The sequence below is a fragment of the Ligilactobacillus murinus genome, assembly GCF_003288115.1.
In the GTDB taxonomy this organism is placed as follows: Bacteria; Bacillota; Bacilli; order Lactobacillales; family Lactobacillaceae; genus Ligilactobacillus; species Ligilactobacillus murinus.
Genome location: NZ_CP023565.1, coordinates 1,333,055 through 1,356,876, shown reverse-complemented (window position 1 = coordinate 1,356,876; position 23,822 = coordinate 1,333,055). Strand labels below are relative to the sequence as shown.

Annotated in this window: 22 protein-coding genes, 1 pseudogene and 1 other annotated feature (1 of these 24 cut by a window edge); of the genes and pseudogenes, 8 read left to right on the top strand and 15 right to left on the bottom strand. The window is 39.0% G+C overall.

All coding sequences use genetic code 11. The features are described from left to right. Positions 1–96, top strand: a sequence feature (ribosomal protein L10 leader region); it begins 24 nt to the left of the window's first position. 33 nt (positions 97–129) lie between these two features. From rplJ to mprF, 7 genes and pseudogenes are all read left to right on the top strand, one after another. Then, a complete protein-coding gene (gene rplJ / locus CPS94_RS06840; RefSeq protein ID WP_056958288.1) occupies positions 130–633 on the top strand; it encodes a 50S ribosomal protein L10 in 504 nt (167 codons plus the stop codon). 64 nt (positions 634–697) lie between these two features. Then, a complete protein-coding gene (rplL, locus tag CPS94_RS06835; protein ID WP_004051402.1) occupies positions 698–1,063 on the top strand; it encodes a 50S ribosomal protein L7/L12 in 366 nt (121 codons plus the stop codon). A 258-nt stretch (positions 1,064–1,321) separates the two neighbouring features. Beyond that, a complete protein-coding gene (locus CPS94_RS06830; protein WP_112286442.1) occupies positions 1,322–6,034 on the top strand; it encodes a DEAD/DEAH box helicase in 4,713 nt (1,570 codons plus the stop codon). 309 nt (positions 6,035–6,343) lie between these two features. Further along, complete coding sequence (locus CPS94_RS11590) at positions 6,344–6,541, top strand: SDR family oxidoreductase (protein WP_238145330.1); 198 nt, start codon at positions 6,344–6,346, stop codon at positions 6,539–6,541. Positions 6,542–6,573: 32 nt separating this feature from the next. Continuing rightward, positions 6,574–7,172, top strand: a pseudogene (locus CPS94_RS11580) (SDR family NAD(P)-dependent oxidoreductase). 69 nt (positions 7,173–7,241) lie between these two features. Then, positions 7,242–8,195 (top strand): glutathione S-transferase family protein, encoded by a 954-nt coding sequence (locus CPS94_RS06820; RefSeq protein WP_004051406.1) that lies wholly within the window; start codon positions 7,242–7,244, stop codon positions 8,193–8,195. A gap of 91 nt (positions 8,196–8,286) precedes the next feature. Continuing rightward, entirely contained in the window at positions 8,287–10,872 is a 2,586-nt protein-coding gene (gene mprF / locus CPS94_RS06815; protein ID WP_112286441.1) for a bifunctional lysylphosphatidylglycerol flippase/synthetase MprF, read from the top strand. Positions 10,873–11,004: 132 nt separating this feature from the next. On the opposite strand, the gene nrdF is transcribed toward mprF, so the two are convergent. The 5 genes from nrdF to apf all read right to left on the bottom strand — a co-directional run bounded on the left by nrdF (position 11,005) and on the right by apf (position 15,492). After that, positions 11,005–11,955 carry a class 1b ribonucleoside-diphosphate reductase subunit beta gene (gene nrdF / locus CPS94_RS06810; RefSeq protein ID WP_089135273.1) on the bottom strand — a complete coding sequence of 317 codons (951 nt, stop codon included), beginning with the start codon at positions 11,953–11,955 and terminating at the stop codon, positions 11,005–11,007. Between the two features lie 15 nt (positions 11,956–11,970). Beyond that, a complete protein-coding gene (nrdE, locus tag CPS94_RS06805) occupies positions 11,971–14,142 on the bottom strand; it encodes a class 1b ribonucleoside-diphosphate reductase subunit alpha (protein ID WP_112286440.1) in 2,172 nt (723 codons plus the stop codon). Continuing rightward, positions 14,132–14,506: a class Ib ribonucleoside-diphosphate reductase assembly flavoprotein NrdI gene (nrdI, locus tag CPS94_RS06800; protein ID WP_004051412.1), complete on the bottom strand. Its 375-nt coding sequence runs from the start codon at positions 14,504–14,506 to the stop codon at positions 14,132–14,134. The genes nrdE and nrdI overlap by 11 nt, the downstream gene beginning before the upstream one ends. Next, positions 14,503–14,733, bottom strand: a complete 231-nt coding sequence (nrdH, locus tag CPS94_RS06795; RefSeq protein WP_004051414.1) for a glutaredoxin-like protein NrdH — start codon at positions 14,731–14,733, stop codon at positions 14,503–14,505. The genes nrdI and nrdH overlap by 4 nt, the downstream gene beginning before the upstream one ends. Before the next feature lie 168 nt (positions 14,734–14,901). Further along, positions 14,902–15,492 carry an aggregation-promoting factor gene (gene apf, locus CPS94_RS06790; RefSeq protein WP_089135271.1) on the bottom strand — a complete coding sequence of 197 codons (591 nt, stop codon included), beginning with the start codon at positions 15,490–15,492 and terminating at the stop codon, positions 14,902–14,904. A 239-nt stretch (positions 15,493–15,731) separates the two neighbouring features. On the opposite strand from apf, the gene CPS94_RS06785 reads away from it, so the two are divergent. Then, the gene (locus CPS94_RS06785) at positions 15,732–16,907 is read left to right on the top strand and encodes an acetate/propionate family kinase (RefSeq protein ID WP_112286439.1); all 1,176 of its coding nucleotides are present in this window, start codon (positions 15,732–15,734) and stop codon (positions 16,905–16,907) included. Between the two features lie 534 nt (positions 16,908–17,441). Here the strand turns inward: CPS94_RS06785 and CPS94_RS06780 are convergent. From CPS94_RS06780 to CPS94_RS11575, 10 genes are all read right to left on the bottom strand, one after another. Continuing rightward, the gene (locus CPS94_RS06780) at positions 17,442–17,636 is read right to left on the bottom strand and encodes a hypothetical protein (protein WP_112286438.1); all 195 of its coding nucleotides are present in this window, start codon (positions 17,634–17,636) and stop codon (positions 17,442–17,444) included. Positions 17,637–18,256: 620 nt separating this feature from the next. Beyond that, positions 18,257–18,391 (bottom strand): hypothetical protein, encoded by a 135-nt coding sequence (locus tag CPS94_RS11710; protein ID WP_010689400.1) that lies wholly within the window; start codon positions 18,389–18,391, stop codon positions 18,257–18,259. A 172-nt stretch (positions 18,392–18,563) separates the two neighbouring features. Beyond that, positions 18,564–18,992, bottom strand: a complete 429-nt coding sequence (locus tag CPS94_RS06775) for an ArpU family phage packaging/lysis transcriptional regulator (protein WP_238145328.1) — start codon at positions 18,990–18,992, stop codon at positions 18,564–18,566. A gap of 595 nt (positions 18,993–19,587) precedes the next feature. Then, entirely contained in the window at positions 19,588–19,776 is a 189-nt protein-coding gene (locus CPS94_RS06770; RefSeq protein ID WP_025088098.1) for a hypothetical protein, read from the bottom strand. Between the two features lie 12 nt (positions 19,777–19,788). Then, a complete protein-coding gene (locus tag CPS94_RS11705; RefSeq protein WP_268870045.1) occupies positions 19,789–19,914 on the bottom strand; it encodes a hypothetical protein in 126 nt (41 codons plus the stop codon). A 66-nt stretch (positions 19,915–19,980) separates the two neighbouring features. Next, positions 19,981–20,127 carry a hypothetical protein gene (locus CPS94_RS11340; RefSeq protein WP_162626415.1) on the bottom strand — a complete coding sequence of 49 codons (147 nt, stop codon included), beginning with the start codon at positions 20,125–20,127 and terminating at the stop codon, positions 19,981–19,983. 1,265 nt (positions 20,128–21,392) lie between these two features. Continuing rightward, on the bottom strand, positions 21,393–21,938 hold the full coding sequence (locus tag CPS94_RS06765) for a hypothetical protein (protein WP_112286437.1): 546 nt from the start codon (positions 21,936–21,938) through the stop codon (positions 21,393–21,395). 24 nt (positions 21,939–21,962) lie between these two features. Beyond that, positions 21,963–22,472, bottom strand: a complete 510-nt coding sequence (locus CPS94_RS06760) for a hypothetical protein (RefSeq protein WP_112286436.1) — start codon at positions 22,470–22,472, stop codon at positions 21,963–21,965. Positions 22,473–22,505: 33 nt separating this feature from the next. Next, positions 22,506–23,423, bottom strand: a complete 918-nt coding sequence (locus CPS94_RS06755; RefSeq protein ID WP_112286435.1) for a hypothetical protein — start codon at positions 23,421–23,423, stop codon at positions 22,506–22,508. A gap of 13 nt (positions 23,424–23,436) precedes the next feature. Further along, the gene (locus CPS94_RS11575) at positions 23,437–23,784 is read right to left on the bottom strand and encodes a DNA replication protein (protein WP_238145421.1); all 348 of its coding nucleotides are present in this window, start codon (positions 23,782–23,784) and stop codon (positions 23,437–23,439) included. Positions 23,785–23,822: the final 38 nt, after the last annotated feature.

The following is a 23,822-nucleotide window of genomic DNA, read 5'->3' as shown; positions in this document are numbered from 1 at the left end:
ACTCAGGTGGCGTTTGCCTTAATATCCTGCCGAGGAGTAATTGTTACGGTTATTCTCTCTGTGTCTTGGTGGACATGGAGCTTTTTTATTTTAAAAGAGTTTCGACACAATGACTAGGAGGTGAATCAATTGAGTAAAGAAATTATCGCTAAAAAAGCTGCGATCGTTGAAGAAGTTGTTGAAAAATTTGAAAAGGCAAGTTCTGTTGTCGTAGTTGACTACCGTGGTCTAACAGTTGAAGAAGTAACTAACTTACGTAAAGAATTACGTGAAGCTGGCGTTGAAATGCGTGTTATCAAGAACACATACTTGAAGCGTGCTGCTGATAAGGCTGGTTACGAAGGTCTTGATGAAACATTCTCAGGTCCTACAGCTGTTGCTTTTGCTGATGAAGATGTTACAGCTCCTGCTCGTATCTTATCTAAATTCGCAGAAGATCATGAAGCTTTGGAAATCAAGGGTGGTATGATCGAAGGCAAGGTCGTTTCCTTGGAAGAGATCCACGCTCTTGCAAAATTACCAAACCGCGAAGGTATGCTTTCTATGTTGCTTTCTGTATTGCAAGCACCAGTTCGCAACTTCGCATACGCTGTCAAGGCAGTTGCCGACAGCAAAGAAGAAGATGCAGCTTAATGCGCGCATCCTGATTGCTTAATTAAAATATATAATTATTATCTATAAAATGGAGGATTTTAAAATGGCCTTAGATACAGAAAAGATCATTGCTGACTTAAAAGAAGCTAGCATTCTTGAATTAAACGACTTAGTAAAAGCTATCGAAGAAGAATTCGGTGTTTCCGCTGCTGCTCCAGTTGCAGCTGCAGGTGCTGCTGCAGGCGCTGCAGAAGAAAAGAGCGAATTTGATGTTGAATTAACAGATCCAGGTGCTGGTAAAGTTAAAGTTATCAAAGCAGTTAAGGATATCACAGGTCTTGGCTTGAAAGATGCTAAGGGCTTAGTTGATGGCGCTCCTTCCGTTATCAAAGAAGGCGTTGCTAAAGAAGAAGCAGAAGAAATCCAAGCTAAACTTGAAGAAGTTGGCGCTAAAGTTACTCTTAAATAATAAGGGTACGCAATTACATTGCGAAATCCCAGCATAGCAAGGTTTTTGCAATGTCGAAGAGCGAAAATAAGGTGGAAAATGTTTTCATTCCCCACCAACACCCCACCAAACGAAAGTTTGGTGGGGTGTTTTTTATTTTCTTAAAAAACATGATATAATAGAAAAAATATTTTGGGTAAGGGACCCTTAGTGTATTACTATGTAATATACTAACACCATCAGTCCCTTACTGATCAATAGAGAAAAGGGATTTTTAAAATGACTTTTGATAATCTAATTTCACAAATCAATGAAGTGGCTGAAACACAACGAGATAGAGGAACTTATTTTGAATGTTTAGTTAAGGCATATCTAAAAAATGAGCCAACTTATCAAAATGAGTTTACAAATGTTTGGTTGTTATCTGAAGTACCTGAAGAATTTGGTATTCCAAAAGCTGACATTGGAGTTGATCTTGTTGCAGAGAAAACAACAGGAGAGTTAGTTGCCGTCCAAGCTAAGTTTCATAACCATGCCATCCAAAAATCTAATATTGATTCATTTTTGAGTGAACTTGGTAAGGATTATTACGAATCAGGTATCATTATAGCTTCTACTGATAAATGGGGGAAAAATGCCGAAAAAGCATTAGCAAATCGTTCAGATGTTATTCGCATAGGTTTATCCGATTTAAGGCATTCTCAAATTGACTGGGAGCAGTTTTCATTTGATAGACCAGATTCAGTTGTTATCAAGAAAAAGAAAATACCGAGATACTATCAAAAAGATGTTATCAAAAGTGCTTTAGACCATTTTAGAGAGAATGACCGTGGTCAATTAGTCATGGCACCTGGTACAGGTAAGACGTTTACGAGCTTGAAAGTTACTGAAGCACTAGCTAAAGAATCCAATAAAGAACAGTATATTGTCCTTTATCTTGTGCCAAGCATTCAATTACTCACTCAAACTTTGCGTGGTTGGAATAACGACACCGAAATGACAATGTCATCTATGGCAGTCACAAGTGACAGAAATGCTAGTAGGAATAGCGTCAAGCAAGATGAATCAAATTTTGTTGTAAAGGCAAGTGATATCGGTTATCCTGCTACAACTTCTGCTAAAAAAGTGGTTGAAAATTATCAAGAGTTGATGACGCAACCCAAAAAAGAGTTGCTGGTTGTGTTTAGTACTTATCAATCTATCGATGTCCTTGGAAAGGCTCAAAAAGACGGTTTTCCTGAGTTTGACCTTATTATTGGAGACGAGGCTCATCGAACAACAGGGGCTAAGGCACTAGGAGAGGAAGTTTCTGTTTTTACTAAAGTACATAGCAATTTAAATGTTAAGGGCAAAAAGCGACTTTATCAAACAGCGACTCCAAAACTATATGGTATGGATGCTAAGAAAAAAGCTAAAGATAATTCAATAGTTATTTCAAGTATGGATGATGAGAGCTTATATGGTAAAGTTTTTTATCGTTTAGGGTTTGGTGATGCTATCAGTCATGATATTTTGACAGATTATAAACTAATGGTGTTAGCCGTAGATGAAACAGTTGTCCAAAAAGATATGCAAAAATCATTAGCTGACTCAGAAAATGGTTTAAATATTGATGATGTCGGTCGTATTATTGGTGTTTGGAATGGAATGATTAAGCGAGAAAGTTTTACAAATAAAGTTTCTGGTGAACCTATGAAGCGTGCCATTGCTTTCTCACGCACTATCAAGGATAGTCAACGTCTTTCTGAGCAGTTTGAAAGTGTTGTGAATGATTATCTTGATAGTGAAGAAGGTTATTCTGTAAATGTTCGGCATGTTGACGGTGGTATGAATGCACTTGAAAAAAATGAAGCATTAGACTGGTTGGCAAGCGATGATATCCCAGAAAATTCAGCACGCATTTTATCGAATGTACGTTTCTTAACCGAAGGGATTGATGTTCCTAATCTAGATGCTATTATTTTCCTATCACCACGCAAATCACAAGTTGATATTGTTCAAGCCGTCGGTCGTATTATTCGCAAATTTGAAGGTAAAGAATATGGCTATATTATTCTTCCAATTGTAGTTCCTGCGGGAGAAACAGCAGAAACGATCTTGGACAACAATAAATCGTATGATGTCGTTTGGCAAGTTCTTAATGCCTTGCGTTCAGTAGATGAACGTTTTGAAGCTACTATTAATAAGTTGGAATTGAACAAGTCTAAGCCTAAAAATATCCAAGTTATTGGGGTTGGTGGTGCACCTGATGATCCTGAGTTTAATATAAATGGTGATGGAACGGTTATTGAAGAATCATTTAAACCTTATCAAACTGAATTAGAACTAGAATGGGAAGCTGTAGAAGGTGCTATTTACGGTAAAATTGTTCAAAAAGTGGGTGATAGACGTTATCTGGAAGACTGGTCTAAAGATGTTGCTGATATTGCACGCCGCCACATTCAGGGAATTAAGATTATTTTAGAGCAAAACCCAGATAGCAAGGTAGCTTTTGAGCGTTTTCTACGTAGTTTACAGCATAATATCAATGAATCCATTGACCAAGAACAAGCTATTGAAATGTTGGCTCAACACTTGATTACCTTACCAGTATTTGATGCTTTATTTGGTGAGTATAGTTTTGTTAAGAATAATCCTGTTAGCTCAGCCATGGAAAAAATTATTGACGAACTCTCTCAATATGGCTTTGAGAAAGAACAAAAAGAATTGCAACCATTTTATGAATCTGTTCGTTTACGTGCTGAAGGGATTGATAATGCACAAGCTAAACAAAAAATTATTATCACTCTTTATGATAAATTCTTTTCTACTGGTTTCAAGTCAACAACAGAACGTCTAGGAATTGTCTTTACACCAGTTGAAGTAGTTGATTTTATCGTTAGATCTGTTGATGTAGTCTTACGTAAACATTTTGGTAAAACATTAGCAAGCGAAAGTGTTCATATTCTTGATCCATTTACAGGAACAGGTACTTTTATTACGCGCACGCTACAATATCTTAAAACTCTTATGGATAAGGGTGAAATCACTTATAGTGATATTCTAAGAAAATATACGCAAGAACTTCACGCGAATGAAATAGTTCTTTTAAGTTATTATATCGCTGCTATCAATATCGAGGCGGTATTTGATGATATTAATGGCGAGGAACCATATGCACCATTTGAAGGAATTGTCCTTACAGATACCTTTGAATCTACAGAACAAGAAGACACACTTGATGATTCGTTCTTTGGGACAAATGATGAGCGTCTCAAACGCCAACAAGAAAAGCCGATTACAGCGATTATTGGTAACCCTCCCTACTCTATTGGTCAAAGCAGTCAGAATGATAATAATCAAAATATTTCTTATCCGAAGTTGGATAAACGCTTGGCGGATACCTATGTGGCAAAATCAAATGCAGGATCAACAAGAGGGCTTTATGATTCATATGTAAAAGCTTTCCGTTGGGCGTCTGACCGACTCAAAGACAACGGAGTGATTGGTTTTGTAACCAATGGTAATTATTTGAATACCAACTCAGCAGACGGCTTACGTGCTGGGCTTTATGAAGAATTTAACCATCTCTATATCTTTAACCTTCGTGGTGACCAACGCACTCTTGGTGAACAATCTCGAAGGGAAGGTGGAAAAATATTTGGCTCAGGTAGTCGAACACCAGTAGCCATTTCTATTCTTGTTAAAGATGGTTCTGACAGCCATGAACTTCACTATCATGATATTGGCGACTACTTATCACAGAAGGAAAAACTCAACATTATTTCTGATTTTGGGGACATTTCAGCTATTGATTGGCAAGAGATTACACCTGATAACAATAACGACTGGCTTAATCAACGAGATCCGAATTATCAGAAGTATGCTGTTCTAGCTGGTGAGCGGGATTCTGTTTTCTTAAAGAATTCTATGGGTATTTTAACAAGTCGTGATTCATGGGTGTATGGTTACTCAAAGGAAAGAGTAACTAAAAATACAGAAAGACTTGTTCAAAATTATAATAGCGAGTTGAAAAGATTAGAGAATATATCTGGTGACGAAAGGAAAGAACTGTTAAATAGAGATAACTCTTATGTTAATTGGTCTTTTAGACTTGAAGAAAGGATTAGACAAAACAAAGATATTGTATTTAATAGTTCAAAAATCGTTAAGTCACTTTATAGACCATTTACTAAAAAGTGGCTTTACTATGATGATCCAGTAATTGAAAGGACTCGTCTTTACTACAATAAATTCGGTCAAGATAATCTTGTTATCAATACAACTGGACGTGGAGTATCAAGAGATTTCTCAGTTCTTGTGAGTAATCTAATACCAAATCAGCATACAATGGATACAGGTCAAGGTTTCATGCGTTATGATAATGAAATCGATGAAACAGCACTTTTTCAGTCTAATGATAATATGAATCAAGCTTTTGCTGCTAAGCTTGGATTAAGTTTAGATGATACTTTTGCCTATGTTTATGGTCTGCTTAATTCTCGTGAATATCAGGAAAAATATGCTAATGATTTAAAAAAAGACTTAGCACGTATTCCGATTGTCAAAAACAAAGAAAAATATGTTGAAATTGGTAGAGCACTCATGGATTTGCATCTCAACTATGAGGAAGTTCCAGTTTATAAAGGTGTGGATATTCAATTATCAGAGCAGACATCTTATAAGGTAACTAAGATGAAATTTGCTAAAAAACGTGATAAGAACGGTAAATCAGTCAATGACAGTTCAACTATTATTTATAATAGTGATATTACTATCAGCAATATTCCAGAAAAAGCTTACCAATATGTTGTTAATGGACGTTCAGCAATTGAATGGATTATGGATCAGTATCAAGTCAAGACAGACAAAAAATCAGGTATTATTGATGATCCAAATGATTATAGTAATGATGAAAAATATATCTTTAATCTATTGTTAAGAATTATTAACGTCTCAATTCAAACGATCGATCTAATCAACAGCTTACCAAAATTTGAAGTAGAGGATTAATATGTATGCCCTTATTTAATTTTGAAAAAGAACTTATCGGATCCCTCTCAACTTGCTGTAAGAATTTCCGAAAAGCAACTAGTTTTAGATAGGGAGATATTACTCAATTTGTTAAGAATTTAACTAAGGAAATGAAACAGGAAAAATTAATCAAAAGTTAGTTGATTCATTGAATGAAAAGATTGATGAATTAGTCATATAAATATTTATTGTGTGCGATTTTTGTTGACAGTTTGTGATGTGTGGGCTAAAATATACAAAAAATATTTTAGGATAAGCTGTGATGTATTTATAAATGGAACAAAAAGTATGGTTAGTGACGGGGCTTCTAAGGGGATCGGGCTTCAGATCGTACTTGCGACTCTTAAAGAGGGAAATATAGTCGTTGGGACTTCACGCGATGCCCAAAAAGTATCTCAAGCCGTGGCGACAGAGCTTGGAAAAACAAGTAAAAACTTCTGGGCAGTTGAGATGGCTTTGATGAAACGAGTATTGATACGACTGTAGCGCAAGTTATTGCAAAGTATGGTCGCATAGATGTGTTAGTCAATAATGCTGGTTATGCATTGTTAGGTGCGGTCGAAGAAGTTGAGTTGTCAGCGGTCAAAAAAACTTTGATGTTAATTTCTTTGGCTTACTCAGTATGACGCAAGCCGTGTTACCTCAGATGCGAAAGCAAAAGGCAGGAAACATCATCAACCTAGCTTCGATCTCAGGTACAGTTACGGGGCCAACGCAAGGGATCTATTCGGCAACTAAGGCAGGAGTGATCATGTTAAGTGAAGCTTTGGCAGCTGAAGTAGAACCATTTGGGATCAAAGTGACAGCGATCGCTCCAGGGGGCGTTAGAACAGACTTTTTAGACCAAACCTCATTGAGAGAGCCAGCTAAAACGACTAGTGATTATCAAGTCGTACGTGACACGATGGCTGGTCTAAAACGCCTCAATCACAACCAAAGTGGCGCTCCTAAACGGGTAGCCGAAGCGATCGTTAAAGTCGCTCAAATGAAACGACCACCGGTGCGCTTATATTTGGGGAGTGGAGCGATTCAAGCACTGCAAGCTAAGTTAAATGAGGTCGTAACTGAAGTAAATGCACACCTAGATCTGAGTCAAAGTACAGATTTTAGAGACTAAGCAAATAAGTTAAGCATTTGTCGAGAAAAGGCTACAATAAGACTATGAGTGAAGAAAAGAGGTCAAAATATGGGTACTTTAGTTAACGGTAAATGGACACAAAAAAGTTTAGCCCAACTGCGAGCTGAGGGAAAAGATATTCAAGTCGATCCTGGTTTTCGTAATTGGATCACGCCAGATGGCTCAGCCGGCCCAACTGGCAAAGGTGGTTTCAAGGCTGAGAAGGGTCGCTACCATCTGTATGTCTCTTACGGTTGTCCGTGGGCAAATCGGGCTTTATTGATGCGTGGTCTCAAGGGTTTACAAGACTATATCGGCCTATCAGTCGTTGATCCGGTATTGGGGGCTGATGGGTGGCAATTCAGTGATTTTCCAGGTACGATCGCTGATCCGATCTTTGGTGCCAGATCATTGCCAGAAGTTTATACCAAAGCAAAAGCTGATTATACTGGGATCGCTAGTGTACCGGTCTTATTTGATAAACAGACGGGGCAGATCGTCAATAATGAATCAGCGGACATCATGCGGATGCTAGAGTCTGCTTTTGATGAACTGACGGGAGATCACACCGCTTACTATCCTAAGGCTTTACGTGCCCAGATCGATGAATTAAATGTTTACTGCGATTCATTTTATGCTAAGGTCAATGCGACTAAAGATGCTAAAACCCAAGCTGAATATGAAAAAGCAGTCGCACAAGTGTTTACGATGCTAGATGATTTAGAACAGCGCTTAAAAGACCAGGCGTATTTACTGGGTGATGCACCCGTTGAGACTGACTGGAAACTCTTTACTTTCTTAGTACGCTTTGATATCGTCTTTTATGGGCTATACAAATGTAACCTCAAACTTTTGAGTGCTTATCCTAATTTATGGCGCTATGTTCGGCAATTGTATAATACACCAGGCGTAGCAGAGACAGTTAACTTTGAGCATATCAAAGTTCATCATTATCGCGGACAATTAGACTTAAATCCATCGGGGATCGTACCGATAGGACCAAAAGAAGACTGGAGTTTATAACTTCTCAAGGTCACCTGTTATGGGTGGCCTTTTTTTAGTGGGGCATATGGTATAATTAAGAAAGTATAAATTACAAGGGGGTCTTACAAAAATGAAGCAAGCATTTCAGCAGGTGAAAAGCTTCGTTGAAAAAAGAGCAACTATTCTGAAATTAATTTTTGTCCTTTCAGTATTGATTTTTGTAACTTTTGAAATCGGAAAAATTTTTCGCGAGGTCGATTGGTATCAAGTAAAACAAGGGCTCGCAGATCAATCATTGTTTAGCATTATTTTAATGCTTGGTGCTGGTATTATTGCGGTCAGTCCTATGCTGTTGTATGATTTTTCGATCGTTAAATTTTTACCAGATAAATACAGTCCGTGGTATATCTTACGCAGTGGGTGGATCACCAATACCGCGACAAACATTGCTGGCTTTGGTGGCTTTTTAGGAGCAGCTTTACGGGCTGATTTTTATCACAAAAATGCTAGTAAAAAGCAGGTCATCTATGCATTATCTAAGATCGCCTTATTTTTATTAGCAGGTCTATCGCTATACTGTTGGGTCTCACTAGGCTTGATCTTTTGGTTTGATCTAGGACCACATTTAAAGGGATATTGGCCTTGGCTGATCGGTGGTGGCTTGTATTTTCCGCTCTTGTTTTTAACGACTAAATTCAAGCAAGGTGATTTCTTTAAGGATCTGACTTTAAAAAGAGAACTGATCTTGATCTTAGCTTCATTATTAGAATGGGGTTTTGCAGCGTTATTTTTCATCTTTATCGGTGAACAACTCGGAATACATGCGAATTATGCTGCTGTCTTAGCGTTGTATTTTACAGGATCGGTATTAGGGATCATCTCTATGGTGCCAGGGGGCCTAGGCTCATTTGATGTTTTCATGATGATCGGATTACTACCATTTGGCGTCACGACGGAACAAGCCGTGATCTGGCTCTTGTTTTTCCGTTTGTTTTATTACATCATTCCTTTTGGGATCGGCTTGAGCTTTTTTGTCCACTATGCAGGCAGTCAAGTCAATCATAAGTTAAATGGGATCCCTAAGTTGATCTTGCAAAAGACGGCCCATATGTTATTGACCGCTTTTTTATATGTTTCTGGGATCTTATTATTATTAGAAGCAGCTATTCCTAATTGGGCATATTCAAATTCATTTTTAGCAAAACTATATCCGTACACCTTTTTATTTATTAACCAGTTGACTGATATCGTATTTGCATTTGCCTTGATCGGGATGGCGCGTGGGATCGAAGCTAAGGTCAAAAAAGCATATTGGCCGACCTTGATCGTTTTAGTGATCGGGATCGTTAATACTTTGTGGCGCGTTTATACCCCAACTTTAGCTATTTTTTTAGGTGTGATCTTAGTGATGGTCGCCTTGTCACGTAAAGAGCTCTACCGTAAGCAACTACGCTATTCGATCACTAAAAAGATCGTGGACGGCTCGATCTTTGCTGGGATCTTTTTCTTGTATGCGATCGTTGGGTTTATCAACTCACCAAGTTATATCAATCATCATCGTGTGCCAACGATCTTTTTATTTCCGGCGCAAAGTATCTGGCTTTCTGGCTTTTTAGGTCTTTTACTTGCAGCGTGTGTTTTATTATTGATCAGTAACTATTTGTGCAGTGGGAAAGATATTTTTGCAAATGTTGGTTTTGATAAAAAACGGGTGCGTGCGGTGATCGAAAAATTTGGCGGTAATGAAGTTAGTCACCTAGCCTTTTTGCAGGATAAAGAGTTATATTTTTACACAGAAGACGGCGAAGATAAACTCTTTTTCATGTACCGGATCAAGACCGATAAATTGATCATCATGGGTGAACCGGTGGGAGATCATGCTTATCTCCAAGAAGCTGTTCAAGCGTTCATGCAAGAAGCGGATAATTATGACTATCAGTTGGTCTTTTATGAGATCAATGAGAGCTTTACGATGTTATTACATGAATACGGCTTTGACTTTATCAAGACGGGTGAAGAAGGCTTAGTCAAGCTCAGTGAATTTACGCTCCAAGGTAAAAAACGGCGGGCGCAACGTGCTTTGATGAACAAATTTGAACGTGAAGGCTATGAATTTAGCTTTATTGAACCACCATTTACTGATGAGTTGATGGCTGAACTTCAAGCTGTCTCGGATAGTTGGTTAGGTAAACAAGTAGAAAAGGGCTTTTCACTAGGCTTCTTTGATGAAGATTATTTGAATGAAGCTCCAGTCTGTTTGATCCGTGATGCTTCAGGTAAACTGGTCGCATTTGCGTCGATGATGCCAATGGATGAAAAGACATTATCGATCGATCTGATGCGTCACAGTCAAGATGCACCCTCTGGGATCATGGATAAGATCTTTATCAGTTTATTCGAGTATGGAAAAGAACAGGGCTATGAATACTTTGATATGGGGATGGCGCCGTTATCAAATGTTGGTGAATCACGCTTTAGCTTTATCGGTGAACGAGTTGCGCGCTTTGTCTTTGAATATGGTGATCGTTTCTATGCTTTTCAAGGTTTACGTTCCTATAAGAACAAATATGTTACGAAATGGAGCGCCAAATATACGGCTTATCGGAAACGGACTTCGCTAGTCGATGCGATGATCTTGGTGACGATGACTGTCAACCAAAAACATCTCAAAAAGGACAACAGACGTAATTTGCTCTTACCGAGATTTTTACAATAGACATTGAGCATTCAGGTGTATGCCTGGATGTTTTTTACTTTTGGTGATAATTGCAAATTACAGTAAATAACAAAGTTCCCATCATGAGGCGTAGTTTCACCTCATGATGGGAACTTTGTTATTTATAGGGTATTAAAATTCATAGTCACTGTCTTGCATAGCTTCAACGTTACCAAGTAAGTAACCATTACCAACTTGGGAGAAGAAGTCATGATTGGAAGTCGAAGTTGAGATCCCGTTCATAACGACAGGATTAACATCTTCGGCGGTATCAGGGAAGAGCGGATCCATCCCTAGATTCATCAAAGCCTTATTAGCATTGTAACGTAAAAAGACCAAAACATCATCGCTCCAGCCGACTTGATCATAGAGTAAATGGGTGTATTTTTCTTCATTTTCGTAGAGATCATACAAAAGTTCATACATCCAGCCTTTGAATTCTTCTTGTTCTTCTTCGGATAATTCGTTAAAGCCCAATTGGAACTTGTAGCCGATATAAGTTCCGTGTACAGATTCGTCACGCAAGATCAACTTGATGATCTCCGCTACGTTAGCGAGTTTATTATGCCCTAACCAGTAGAGTGGAGTGTAGAAACCAGAGTAAAAGAGAAATGTTTCCAAGAATACGGAAGCAACTTTCTTTTGTAAAGGTGTTCCGTTTTGATAGATATCATTGATCTTTTGTGCTTTGTATTGCAAGATCTCATTTGAATCAGTCCAAGCAAAGATCTCTGCGATCTCTTTAGGCGTATTCAAAGTTGAAAAGATCGAGGAGTAACTCTTAGCGTGCACTGATTCCATAAATTCGATATTGTTGAAGACGGCTTCTTCTTGTTGCGTCCGGATATCTTTTTTAAGCGCTGCGATCCCATCTTGAGATTGCAAAGTATCTAATAATGTTAAGCCCCCAAAGACTTTAGCCACAACATCTTTATCAGCAGCGGAAAATTCCCGCCAATCGGCTAAGTCATTTGAAAGAGGGATCCGAGTATCTAACCAAAATTGTTCGGTCAATTTTTCCCAAGTTGCTTTATCGATCTGGTCTTCTAAATTGTTCCAGTTGATTGCCTTATAGTTTTCCATTTTTCAAATACCTCACTAAATTACACAGCTTTCGCATTCGTTGACTCCGACTTCATCTTGTGTATCAGTGAACGTGCGGACATAATAGATCGACTTGATCTGTTTATGGTGAGCATAGTTACGAAGGATCGAGAGGTCACGAGTCGTCATCTTATCAGTTCGGCCATCTTTCCATTCATAGAGTCCAGCTGGGATCGAAGAACGCATAAAGAGCGTTAAACTCATTCCTTGATCAACATGTTGTTGTGCGGATGCATAAGTATCGATCACTTTACGCATGTCTAGATCGTAAGCCGAAGTGTAGTATGGTAAAGTCTCGTTTGAAAGATATGGTGCAGGATAATAAATCTTACCGATCTTTCTTTCCTGGCGTTCTTCGATCTTGTTGATGATCGGTTGAAGGGATGCAGTCGTATCATTGATATATGAGATCGAACCATTTGGTGCTACGGCTAAGCGGTTTTGATGGTAGAGTCCATCTTGTTTGACTGCTTGACTCAATTTTTCCCAATCGGCTTTAGTTGGAATGAAGATATCTTTGAAGAGTGCTTTGACTTTTTCAAAATGTGGTGTAAAGTCTTTTGTCAAATACTTAGTGAAGTATTTACCATTAGCATAATCACTTTCTTCAAAACCAACAAAGCTAGTTTGGCGTTCTTTGGCGAGCTTGTTGGAAGCAACTAAGGTCCAGTAGTTGAGCAACATAAAGTATAAGCTGGTAAATTCCAAAGCTTCTGGTGAACCATAGTGCATTTGATTTTTAGCTAAAAAGGCATGTAAGCCCATAGCGCCTAGACCGATCGTGTGAGCTTGGCGGTTGCCGTGTTGCACAGATGGGACAACATCGATATCTGAATGATCGGTCACAAAGGTCAAAGCGCGTGTCATGGCTTCGACAGAGCGCCCAAAATCAGGGGAGTCCATCAAATTAGTGATATTAGTCGAGCCCAAGTTACAGCTGATATCAGTTCCTAAGACATCATAGCCTTGTTGATTATTAACTAAAGATGGTGTTTGAACTTGCAAGATCTCAGAGCAAAGATTGCTGGTGATGATCTTACCTTTGATCGGGTTGGCTTTATTAGCTGTATCGACATTGACGATATAAGGATAGCCAGATTCTTGTTGTAATTTTGAGATCTCTTCTTCGAGCAAGCGAGCAGAGATCTTCTTTTTAGCGATATCAGGGTCGTTGACTAAGTTATCGTATTGCGCTGTAATATCGACATAAGAGAAAGGTGTGCCATATTTTCTTTCGACATCGTATGGATCAAAGAGATACATATCAGCATTTTGCTTGGCTAATTCGTAGAACTTATCGGGTACAAGCACCCCTAAAGATAATGTCTTGACCCGGATCTTTTCATCGGCATTTTCTTTTTTAGAAGCTAAAAAGTCGATGATATCGGGATGGAAAACATTTAGATAAACGACACCAGCCCCTTGACGTTGGCCTAACTGATTGGAGTAAGAAAAACTATCTTCGAGTAATTTCATGACAGGCACGACCCCAGAAGCAGCCCCCTTGATCCCTTTGATCGGTGCTCCAGCTGAACGAAGATTACTCAAGGTGATCCCGACGCCACCTCCGATCCGTGAGAGTTGAAGTGCGGAGTTGATCACTCGGCCGATCGAATTCATATCATCGGTAACTTGTAAAACAAAACAAGAAACTAATTCACCACGTCTGGCCCGCCCAGCATTCAAAAAGCTTGGAGTTGCTGGTTGATAACGTTGGTGAACGATCTCATCAGCTAGTTGAAGTGCTAAGCTTTCATCACCGTCAGCAAAGTACAAAGCATTGATCGCAGCTCGGTCGATGAAACTTTCCAAGTAATAACTACCATCATCGGTTTTTAGCGCATATTGGGTATAAAACTTGTAAGCTGCCATAAAGGTCTTGAAACGAAAATCAGCTGCTTCTAACTGCGCATAGAGCTTTTCAATAAAGGCAAAATCGTATTTTTGGATAAATTGTGTTTCAAGATAGTTATTGTCTAGCAAATAGTCAAAGCGTTCCTTAAGTGAAGCAAAGGTCATCGTATTAGGAATGACATTTTCCTTGAAAAAGGCGCTTAAAGCTGCTTTGTCTTGGTCGAGTTGGATCTGACCGTTTAAGGGAATGTTGACCCGGTTGTTTAGATCGTAGTACGTAACGTTGTTGATATCGATATCTTTAAGACTCAAGTTTATTCACCGCTTCCTTGAAATTTTGGACATCTGTGGGTGTTCCATTGAATTCAAATGAATAGAGCACAGGAACATTAAATTTTTTAGCCAAGTTTTTAGCTGTAAAAATAAATAACTCTGCAAAATTACGGTTGCCGGTCCCGACGATCCCTTTTAATGATGCAGCGTTATTTGCGTATTCTAAAAATTCAGTTACAGGGTAAGTGATCTCATCTTCATAGGTCGGTACGATCAAGACGAAAGGTTCATTTACCATAAAAAGTGGGTCCACCGGATCGATCTCAGTGGCATCGACGGTAGGTCCAAGTTTTTTGATGAAGCGTCGGGTCTGCCCGGTGACGCTAAAATAAATTATTTTCATTGAGCTGCCAGCTTCTTTAAGAGATCAGGCCGGAAACCATTGATGATCGGTGCATGATCTTGTTCTAAAACTGGAACTGTGCGTAAACCTTTTTCTTTTAGGTAGTTGATATATTCTGGATGATCGGAGATATTATGTTCTCCAAATTCAATATTATTCTCCATTAAAAACTTCTTGGTCATCTTGCATTGGATGCAGTTATCTTTTGTATATAGATCTAAAGCCATCAGAATAAAACCCCTTCTAATTTGATTGTGATATCAGTATACCACAATTTACACAACATGTAGTATAAATTTTACTCTGCTAATCGCTAGATATTGTGTTATTGGCTTAACCACGCAAAAAACGGACTCAAAATTTTTTTGAGTCCGTAAAGTTATATTTAACTGATATTAGTACCAGCCGTTAGCAAGCCAAAATGACTTAGCTGCTTGCCAAGAACCGTAACGATTGGCAACATAGTTATCGGCTACACGTTCTTGGTTTTCTGGGGAGTAATCTCCGCCAAGGTAAGAATTAGTCAATTGATACTTACCGTAGTAACGGCCGTTTTGAGCGGTATAAGAACCACCTGATTCAACGTTAGCGATCCAAGCTTTAGCACTTGCTTCAGCATCGTTTACTGGCGTTTGTGGAGTCGTTGTTTGCACTTGTTGTGTTTGTTGTTGTGCAGGTTGTGCTTCTTGGACTTGAGTTTGAGCTTGTGGAGCTGCTTGTGCAGGTTGAGCTTGTTGTTGTGCAGCTTGTGAAGCTTCAGCTAAAACGTTGCTACCAACTTCTAAGCGTTGACCAACGAAGATCAAGTTTACATCTTGTAATTTGTTAGCTTGTTGGATCGCATCGATCGTTGTGTTGTATTTAAGGGCTAATTCAGATACTGTATCGCCGGCTTTAACGACAACTTCATCAGCATTTGCTGTTTGGCCCAATGCAACTAAACCAGATAACGCGGCAGCTCCCGTAATAACTTTCTTCATTTCCATAAGTAAACTCTCCTTAAAAAAATATTTAATATTTACTTGTTTTTCATTTATCTACACTAGCAGTATACATTTTTTATATAACATACATATTCCGATAAAATTACAATTTGTCACGTTTATGTAACAAACAGATTAATTATTGTCAAATTCCACAAAAATAGAATACATATAGGAAAATAAAGTATCTTTTTGAATTTTACTTTTTAAGTTATACTTAAAAGTATCGGAGGTGCGCAGAAATGCCAAAAATTTTGTTAATGAATGCCGGAAGTTCATCAGTTAAATGGAAATTATTTGAATTGACCGATGAATCAGTCGTCGCTAAAGGCTTAGTGGAGCGAATGTTAGCCCCAGGTTCAAAGTTTGAGATCAAATATGGAGATCAGACGTATCAAGAAACACAAGATGGCCTATCTTATGAAAAAGCAGCTGAAATGATCATTGAAAAGATCCAAGAGTTAAAGATCACCTCTTTAGCTGATATTAAATGTGTTGGGCATCGTGTCGTAGCTGGGGGAACTAAATTCACGCAAGCTACTAAGATGGATCAAGCAGCGATCAAAGAAGTCTTAGCCTTGAGTGACCATGCTCCATTACATAATCCAATGGAAGCAAAATACATCGAATTGATGCAACAAGTCATGCCGGATACCCCACAATATGCGGTCTTTGACAGCCAGTTCTTTACCCAAATGCCAGAAGAAAATGCGATCTTTAGTTTACCATATGAGCTAACGCAAAAATATGGGATCAGACGCTATGGCGAACACGGGATCAGTCATGAATATTTAGCGCAAAAGACAGCTGAGCTTTTGGAAAAACCATTGGCTGACCTCAAATTGATCACTTTGCACTTGGGTAGTGGGTCATCTGTTTCAGCGGTCAAAGATGGAAAATCTTTTGCCAGTTCAATGGGCTTTACGCCTTTGACAGGCCTAACGATGGGGACTCGGGCTGGTGATGTTGATCCTTCGATCGTGCCATTTTTAATGAAGAAACTCGATAAAACAGCTGATGAAGTTCTTGAGCTCTTTAACCAAAAGTCAGGACTATTAGGCTTGTCAGGCTATTCGGATGATATGCGTGATATCAAAGCTAATCAAGCCGATCAACGTTGCAAGTTAGCCTTAGATGTTTATTTAAATAAGATCGTGTCCTATGTCGGAAGTTATTTTGCCCAATTAGGTGGCGCCGATGTGTTGGTCTTTGCCGGTGGGATCGGGGAAAACAACCCGTGGTTACGGGCTGATGTTTGCCAACGCTTAGCTTGTTTAGGTGTTCAATTAGACCAAGAGCTAAATGAAGCTGGCCATGAAGGTGTGATCTCAACTGAAAACTCAAAAGTCAAAGTGATGTTAGTGCCAACTAACGAAGAACTCGCAATGGTCCAACAGATCAAGGTCCAACTAGACTGATAATTATGTTATAAGATAGCTAACCCTTGTTATATCGCCTTTTTGACGGTTTAAAAGGCTTTTTAGGGTCTCCCTTTAAAGTAACGTGTCTAAAAAGCGATTAAAAATGATTTAAAAGAGACCCTGAGAGAGACCCCGGAAGAGTCGGGCTAGGTGGTTTAGAATAGTGCAAGATGTCAAGCGTTGGAAGTTCCAGCGCTTTTTTATTTTTACTTGGGTATGATATACTGAAAACAATCAAACAAGGCTAGCCAATTCCTAGATCGTCTACGGGCGCTAGGAAGCTTTTTTATTTTCTGATATATGCTATAATGTTGTTAGGGTTTCTCAATCGATTATAAATTTACCAATGTTTATAAAACAGTTCTTTGACGTCTTGCGATCATGCAAGGCGTTTTTATTTGCACCGTTGGGATGTGATCGCCCACAATTGGACAACGTGCATCCCTGAAACGTGATATAATACGTTTAACATGAGTTCCAAAGGTGGAACTTGCTAAGAAGTCTCTTGCAATCGTGCAGGGGGCTTTTTGCTTATTTGGGAAAGCGTTCGGCTAGTTTCTCATTAGCAAATGTGATCAACGCTTCTAAGTCTTCCTTGGTGGCTACTCTGCAGTAACTGCGTGCCATGGATCTTTTAGCAAGATAGTATTTGCGTGCTTTGTTCTTTTCGTTCCAGCGGTTGGAAGCGTCAAGCTGTGCTTTGCTGGTCTTCTTTTTCTCTGTCATTGGTGTAACTCCTTACTTGTAACGTTCGTCTGCGTCTTTGGTCATCTTATAGCCTATATAGGTCGTAAAACCTGAGTAGATGAGCAAGCCTATAAATGCGATCAGTTCAAATAAACTCATTTTATCACTTCCTTACTTGCGTTCTTATATTAAATATAATATACTTAGATACGAATAAGGGACTGATAGCCACCAACTACCAGCCCCCGAACGTGGATATTGAAACAGTGTTTTAGCTAGTCGCTACTTACGGCGATTAGCTTTTTTTATTGCCTTGTATGCTTCGGTACTTGCTAGGATAATCTTATCCAGCTTGTACGCTAGCACTAAGAGCAACGAAAGCAAAACGCTGTTCCTTTCTGTATTGAATTCCATAAACTCACCGCCTAACGTGTATTGATTAGTTGAATAGGCGTGCTTTATGTTTCAATACTCCACTAGACCAATTCAAAAGGTAGCTAGCCTTTATCCTTGACCATGTCCATATTATGTATTAAATTTCATATAAAAACAAGTATTTTATAGCATTTTTTTCAAACGATTTCATCATATAGCCATTCAGTAGAATGATCAATAAGGGATGTACCAGCAACTAAGCTAGTGCATCCCTTTTAATGTATTTAGATAGCTTCCAGCACTTTGAATAATAGCCAAAGTATCCCGATCATGATAAATGGCTCTGCAAAGTCTAACAACTCAGTTAGTAGCTCGGCTACCTTGTCCCGTAACTGTTCAACTGGTGACTTATCTTTCATCGTCTAACTCCTCAAGTCTTTTATCGATCATCAAGCTAAGGCGTTGCAAGTCGTGCCTGCTGGATAGATGCATGATGTAAAACCTAGAATACCAATGACGGCGTTTTAAATAAACGTTGATCGCTGTAACAATCGCAAGAATGATAATAAATTTTAACAAGTGGGATCACTCCTAATCTTTGTAGGCTGTGAGCCGTGTGCCTGCTGTCATGTCCATGGTTTGAGCAAATAGGGCACAGGCTTTTCTAATCCTATTTTGCGTTTGAGAATGTCCAAAACCTAAGCGTTCTTCAATTTGCCACGCTTGTAACTTCTTGATGTATCGTGCTTCTAAAAAAGGTTTATAATCGCCTAGACTGTTAATCACGGCTTCCACGAACTCTAAAACTTGCTTGGCGTTGGCTCGGGTAACTGTTAAATCTTCGATCCCGTTAGCGTGTACGGTACTCTTTGGGGCTAGGCTCATTCTAACGCTGGAAATCTCCGGGATGTTTGCCAATCTCTGATACTTGCTATACTCTGTATCAAACCAGTTAGTAACGTTATTGCGTGTTTTGCTGTAGTCTACTTCTCTGTTATCTGGTGGGTCAAGTCTCATCATGTCCAACGCTCCTAACTGTATCAAGCTGTTACAAGCTCTATAATTTGGGGTATTACTCTATCACGCTATAAAAAGCGTTCTAAGGCGTTTAATACTATTCTAGTACAATTCTACTGATTATATCAAATGGAGCTTATAACATGCTTAAAATAGCTTTTACTGTGGTTATAAGTTAAGGTCGTTTAGAACGACCCAAAGCAATTTAAAAAACAGGTCGTTCAGAACGACTTGTTAAAAACAAGTGATTTTAAACCACCTGTTTTGTGGTCAATCTGGTTGACTCACTTTTAAGCTGGTGTCCTAGTCGTTTGAAACGACCACGGATAATTTGCCGTTTCGCTATCATTTTGAACGACTGCGGACTAAAACGGGGGCTATTGCAGATCATGCAACTGCCACAATGTGGATCTATTTATTTACTCGTGAGACGCTTACACAAGCCACTCTGTGAGTTTTTAAATGCTGTCTAGTGTAATTATACTCGGGCGGTATTTGATGTCTGTAAACTGTGTCTGTGTGCTTATTTTTGACGCTTGAAATCGATCGTGTGGGATGTTATACGAAAAAGGGACGCCTTGAGCATCCCTAAGGTTGGTTATTCCATTTCATCAAGTCTAACTTGGATCATCTCAGATAATTCTTTTAGGTCGTCAGCCGTTGCGATGTCTCTAACGTACTTGCGAGCATAAGACCTATAGCGGTAAATGCGTTGTTTGTCTTTGTTCTTGTCGCCCCATTTCTTTGTTGCTCTATTTTGGGCGTCTGTCGTTTTCTTCTCTGTCATCGTGTCAGCTCCCTACTTACCTAGTAACTTTAAAATTAATTCCAGTAATAGCCAAAGAGTAGCAATAACACCAACGATCGCAAAAGTAGCTTTGTTAAGCTTTGCTAGTTTTTTATTAAACTTTTCCACTTTATTCATGACTTTCATTCCTTTCTTGGTTATACTGAAATAAAGGGGCAACCACCCCCTTTATAATTTCAGCTTTTAGAACCGTCCTAGCGACTTGATAAATCTTATAAGGTACTCAATACCTGAGGCGATTGCTCCGAACTCTGCTAAAATTCTAGCAATTGCTTTGATTATCGACCACGCTAACGGTTCTTTTTTGTGGTCTTCCTTTCTTGGTCTCACTGTTTCACCTCCTTAACTTTATATATTTATTATACATTATTAACCTATATAAATCAACTGTTTTTACTAGAAAAATGCTACTTTTTCGACAATAAATAATCAATAAACCAGCCAGTATTATAGGTTTCTTGGTCAATTGGCGTCAATACTTCATCGATAAGCACCCAATATCCTGTATTTGGCGTCAATATAGGTTTTTATTCCGACAAATTCCGACAATTTACCTAATCACTTCCGAACAATCAAGGCGGACCAAGTTTGTAATACACCTTGAAAGAATTCCACCGTTTTTTTAGTAGTTGTTGTAATGGTTATTGTTATATTTGCAGGAACTTATATATTTTTCAACAATCAGGGTTAACAAAAGTTAACATTTTCCGACTTCATAAAATCACGCTCGCAATTAGTCAGATAACCACCACTAAGCCCAGCTATAGTAATGAATAGGGGCTAGGGATGTCATTGCTATTTAAAGTGTGTTTCCTGCAATTTTCTGCAATTCTAGCAACCGGAGGGAACAATTACCCCCAATCAGTCTAAAATACCACCACGGCGCTTATATTAGCTTATTTCAGCAATCGAAAAAGTAGCCATTTACTCCGATTTTCTCCGATAGTTAGGAAGTAAACTAGTTATAGCGCCAATCGTGGCGCTGGCTAACAAGCGTAACTATAACTACGGTTGTGATTTGCTGTGTAACTGAAATTTCATAGCTCTATACTTTCTACGACGTTGCCACTTGTGGTAAAGAAAGACGTTAGCAAATGCTAGCATTTGACCTCAGCAATTCTCAGCATTTTATGTCAGCATTTGTCAGCAATTCACCTTAACAATTCTTAGCATTTTATCTTAGGTTTTCTTAGGTTTTTTGCACCTTTCCCGTCACTCTAATAGGTTTTAGAATGGCGTTTTTTTGCTTTAAAAAGGTGTGCATACAAAAAGCCAAAAAGGGTGCACACAAAAACTTAAAAAGTACGCACACTTTTTGGCGTAATACCTAGTATATTGCTAGTGGCTAATAACTTTTTGATGTTACCATTTGCTACCATTTGACCTGAGCAAATCTGAGCAATTTACTCCAACAATTTGGGATAGGTCCACGTTTGAATTTTCGGCGCTTGCATGAGTGTAGTTATAACTACGCCCTTAATGTGTGCAACCGTAGTTACGGTCATCTTTGGCGATCGTTCCCATTTGTGGGATCGTGACTTTTTCGCTATAAACTAAAAGGGATGCCAGCATTTCGCCAGTGCATCCCTTGCGTTCTATTTGATTGGTGCTATTACTGATTTGATGTATTCAATCACCGTCAAGCATTCGATTTTGAGCATATTACGCAACGCCTTAAGACTTGGATAGCCTTTAAATGTGATGTTTCCACTCAAGCGGTTCATGTAATAGATCGTATACGGATCAACGGTGTGTCCGTTCGCTAACGATTCTAGCCGGTGGCTCATGATCGTTCTAAAACCGTGGCGATTTACTAGCATGACGGACGGCAATAATTTTACTTTCTTAGCGAATTTACCGTTATATTTTTCATTCAAGGCAAACTCTAGCCCCGTTTTGGCTACTTCTGCACACTCACGATCAAAGTAGTAGCCTAGCTGGTCCATCTCAAGTAAAAATAGATCGTTGATGATCTTATTAGCAGCGTTGATCTTATCTTCTGTTGATCCTTTCACGCCGTCATATACTGAAATAAATGCGGTGTAGGCTTCTAGTTGGATCTGATACGATCGCAAACGTGATGGGCTTGCGTGTCTGATGTCTTCCTTGAGATCGTTTAAGTTTGTGGGTATTACATTCATGTTTGAACTTCCTTTCTGGGATGTCTATTTAAAATCTTTGGCTAGTTGCTCCGTGATGTCTTGTATCATGATAAATTGGTAGTCATTAAGCCCGTACTTGTCCAAGTCCTCGGCTGTGAGCTTATCCATTTGAACAAGTAAGCCCCTTAATCGCTCGCCAATCTCATGTCTGAGCATTTTGCGAGTTTCTAGCATTTGGTTGTATTGTCTCACTGCTTGGGTCTGTTCTTTCATTTTCGAGATAGCAAGCGGACCGCCTACAAAAGTTTTATTTAATTCTTTATCTGTCATCACCGCCATTTTTCTCAGTCCCGTTTTGAATAGGTGAAATGGTGCGAGATCTTGGGCTTCTTGGGTCGTATATACACCGTCTAAGGCGTACGGCTTCTTATTTGTTGGCAATTCGTCAAGCTCTTTATATAATTTGTCTGATGTCTTGCCGATTTCTAGTAATAAAGTATCGTACTTGTTTAATTCGGTGATTGCGTCTAGGATATGGTTTAATTGTAAATGCGGTGCGTCTGTGATATTCATTTTAAACTTCCTTTCTGTTATCAGTGATGTGGGTTATTTAGCTTCTTCGATGGCCTTGCGTAATCTGTCACCAATGTCTTTAGTGATCTTATAACCATAGTCAGCAAGTAAAGCAACTGATGCAGTTAGATCATAACCACTCCGCTTAGCGATCGCGTTTAAGTTCTCATCTGTCAATTTTGGTAAGTGTGAGTTTACCGTTTGCGGTTTTTCCTCGTTGTCCGATTTAGACAATTGCGTCATATCAACGTTTTTAGAGTGCTTTGAGTCAGTTTTTCCGTCATCAGTAACATCATCTTGCAAGGGGGTAGGGTCTAGAAATGTTGATTTATCAGCATTTCCACCACTAACCCCCTTGGCATCACTACTGTTACTATTTACACTAGTATAGATAGCTGTAGTATTATTCTTATCTAATCTATTCTTATCTAATCTATTCTGCGTTAACGGTTTGTTAACAGGTTGTTTACACGATGTTAACGGTTTGTTAACAGATTCGGCGTTTTTGTTAACATCTTGTATTTTTTTGGTACTACCACTTGTTAACGCTTTGTCACAATCTGTTAACGAATGGTCAACCAAAGTAGATTGTAAACTTCCTTCTTTGACTTGGTATACATTAACTTCATCAATTTCAACCATTGATAAAAATTTTTGATGTATCGTTGACTTGTATCGATCACCTTGGATCTTATTGTTATTTACACGCCAATGACGTATCAAGTAGGTAGTAGGGTTCTTAAACTCGATAAGGAAACCGTTTGTTATAAGTTCTCTGATTTCGTCAATACTGCCACCTAGCGCCCTGGAAGTCATTAAAACACGATCTGTGAACCCGTCATCATCTGCCGTCATATTGATGTGCATGTATAGCGCTTGGGCTTTGACCGACAATGTATAAAAAGCATCAGACTCAACGACTGCCTGCGCTAGCATTCTTTTATTTGCCATTTTTACCGCCTCCTTAGCGCAAGTAGTAGCGCTTGTTGTTTAGCCCAAGTTTTGCCAGTTCTTCGCCGTGTATCGTTGGTTTATAACGATCTTTGCGGATCGTGTTATTTATCAGCCAATCAGTGAGTACATAGAGTTTTTTGCTCTCCGAGATTTTGAGTAAGTAGCCTCGATTGATGAGTGCATCAATGTCGTTGATATCTGCACCTAAGTAATTTGCTAGCGAATGTACCCGATCCACTACGCCGTCATCGTCTGCGATCATCCCAAGATGAAAGTAAAGCGCTTGGGCGGTTAGTGGTAGATTATGGAACTTGATTTCTTCTGTGATACTTGGCGAGAAACTTCTTTTTTTAGTCATGGTTTGGCTTCCTTTCTGTCTTATGAGTCTTGCTGTAT

Bases quoted from the DNA above. Each gene is read 5' to 3' on its own strand.
- rplL (WP_004051402.1), top strand. From the start codon at position 698: ATGGCCTTAGATACAGAAAAGATCATTGCTGACTTAAAAGAAGCTAGC.
- CPS94_RS06830 (WP_112286442.1), top strand. From the start codon at position 1,322: ATGACTTTTGATAATCTAATTTCACAAATCAATGAAGTGGCTGAAACA.
- CPS94_RS11590 (WP_238145330.1), top strand. From the start codon at position 6,344: ATGGTTAGTGACGGGGCTTCTAAGGGGATCGGGCTTCAGATCGTACTT.
- CPS94_RS06820 (WP_004051406.1), top strand. From the start codon at position 7,242: ATGGGTACTTTAGTTAACGGTAAATGGACACAAAAAAGTTTAGCCCAA.
- mprF (WP_112286441.1), top strand. From the start codon at position 8,287: ATGAAGCAAGCATTTCAGCAGGTGAAAAGCTTCGTTGAAAAAAGAGCA.
- nrdF (WP_089135273.1), bottom strand. From the start codon at position 11,955: ATGGAAAACTATAAGGCAATCAACTGGAACAATTTAGAAGACCAGATC.
- nrdI (WP_004051412.1), bottom strand. From the start codon at position 14,506: ATGAAAATAATTTATTTTAGCGTCACCGGGCAGACCCGACGCTTCATC.
- nrdH (WP_004051414.1), bottom strand. From the start codon at position 14,733: ATGGCTTTAGATCTATATACAAAAGATAACTGCATCCAATGCAAGATG.
- apf (WP_089135271.1), bottom strand. From the start codon at position 15,492: ATGGAAATGAAGAAAGTTATTACGGGAGCTGCCGCGTTATCTGGTTTA.
- CPS94_RS06785 (WP_112286439.1), top strand. From the start codon at position 15,732: ATGCCAAAAATTTTGTTAATGAATGCCGGAAGTTCATCAGTTAAATGG.
- CPS94_RS06780 (WP_112286438.1), bottom strand. From the start codon at position 17,636: ATGACAGAGAAAAAGAAGACCAGCAAAGCACAGCTTGACGCTTCCAAC.
- CPS94_RS11710 (WP_010689400.1), bottom strand. From the start codon at position 18,391: ATGAAAGATAAGTCACCAGTTGAACAGTTACGGGACAAGGTAGCCGAG.
- CPS94_RS06775 (WP_238145328.1), bottom strand. From the start codon at position 18,992: ATGATGAGACTTGACCCACCAGATAACAGAGAAGTAGACTACAGCAAA.
- CPS94_RS06770 (WP_025088098.1), bottom strand. From the start codon at position 19,776: ATGACAGAGAAGAAAACGACAGACGCCCAAAATAGAGCAACAAAGAAA.
- CPS94_RS11705 (WP_268870045.1), bottom strand. From the start codon at position 19,914: ATGAATAAAGTGGAAAAGTTTAATAAAAAACTAGCAAAGCTTAACAAA.
- CPS94_RS06765 (WP_112286437.1), bottom strand. From the start codon at position 21,938: ATGAATGTAATACCCACAAACTTAAACGATCTCAAGGAAGACATCAGA.
- CPS94_RS06760 (WP_112286436.1), bottom strand. From the start codon at position 22,472: ATGAATATCACAGACGCACCGCATTTACAATTAAACCATATCCTAGAC.
- CPS94_RS06755 (WP_112286435.1), bottom strand. From the start codon at position 23,423: ATGGCAAATAAAAGAATGCTAGCGCAGGCAGTCGTTGAGTCTGATGCT.
- CPS94_RS11575 (WP_238145421.1), bottom strand. From the start codon at position 23,784: ATGACTAAAAAAAGAAGTTTCTCGCCAAGTATCACAGAAGAAATCAAG.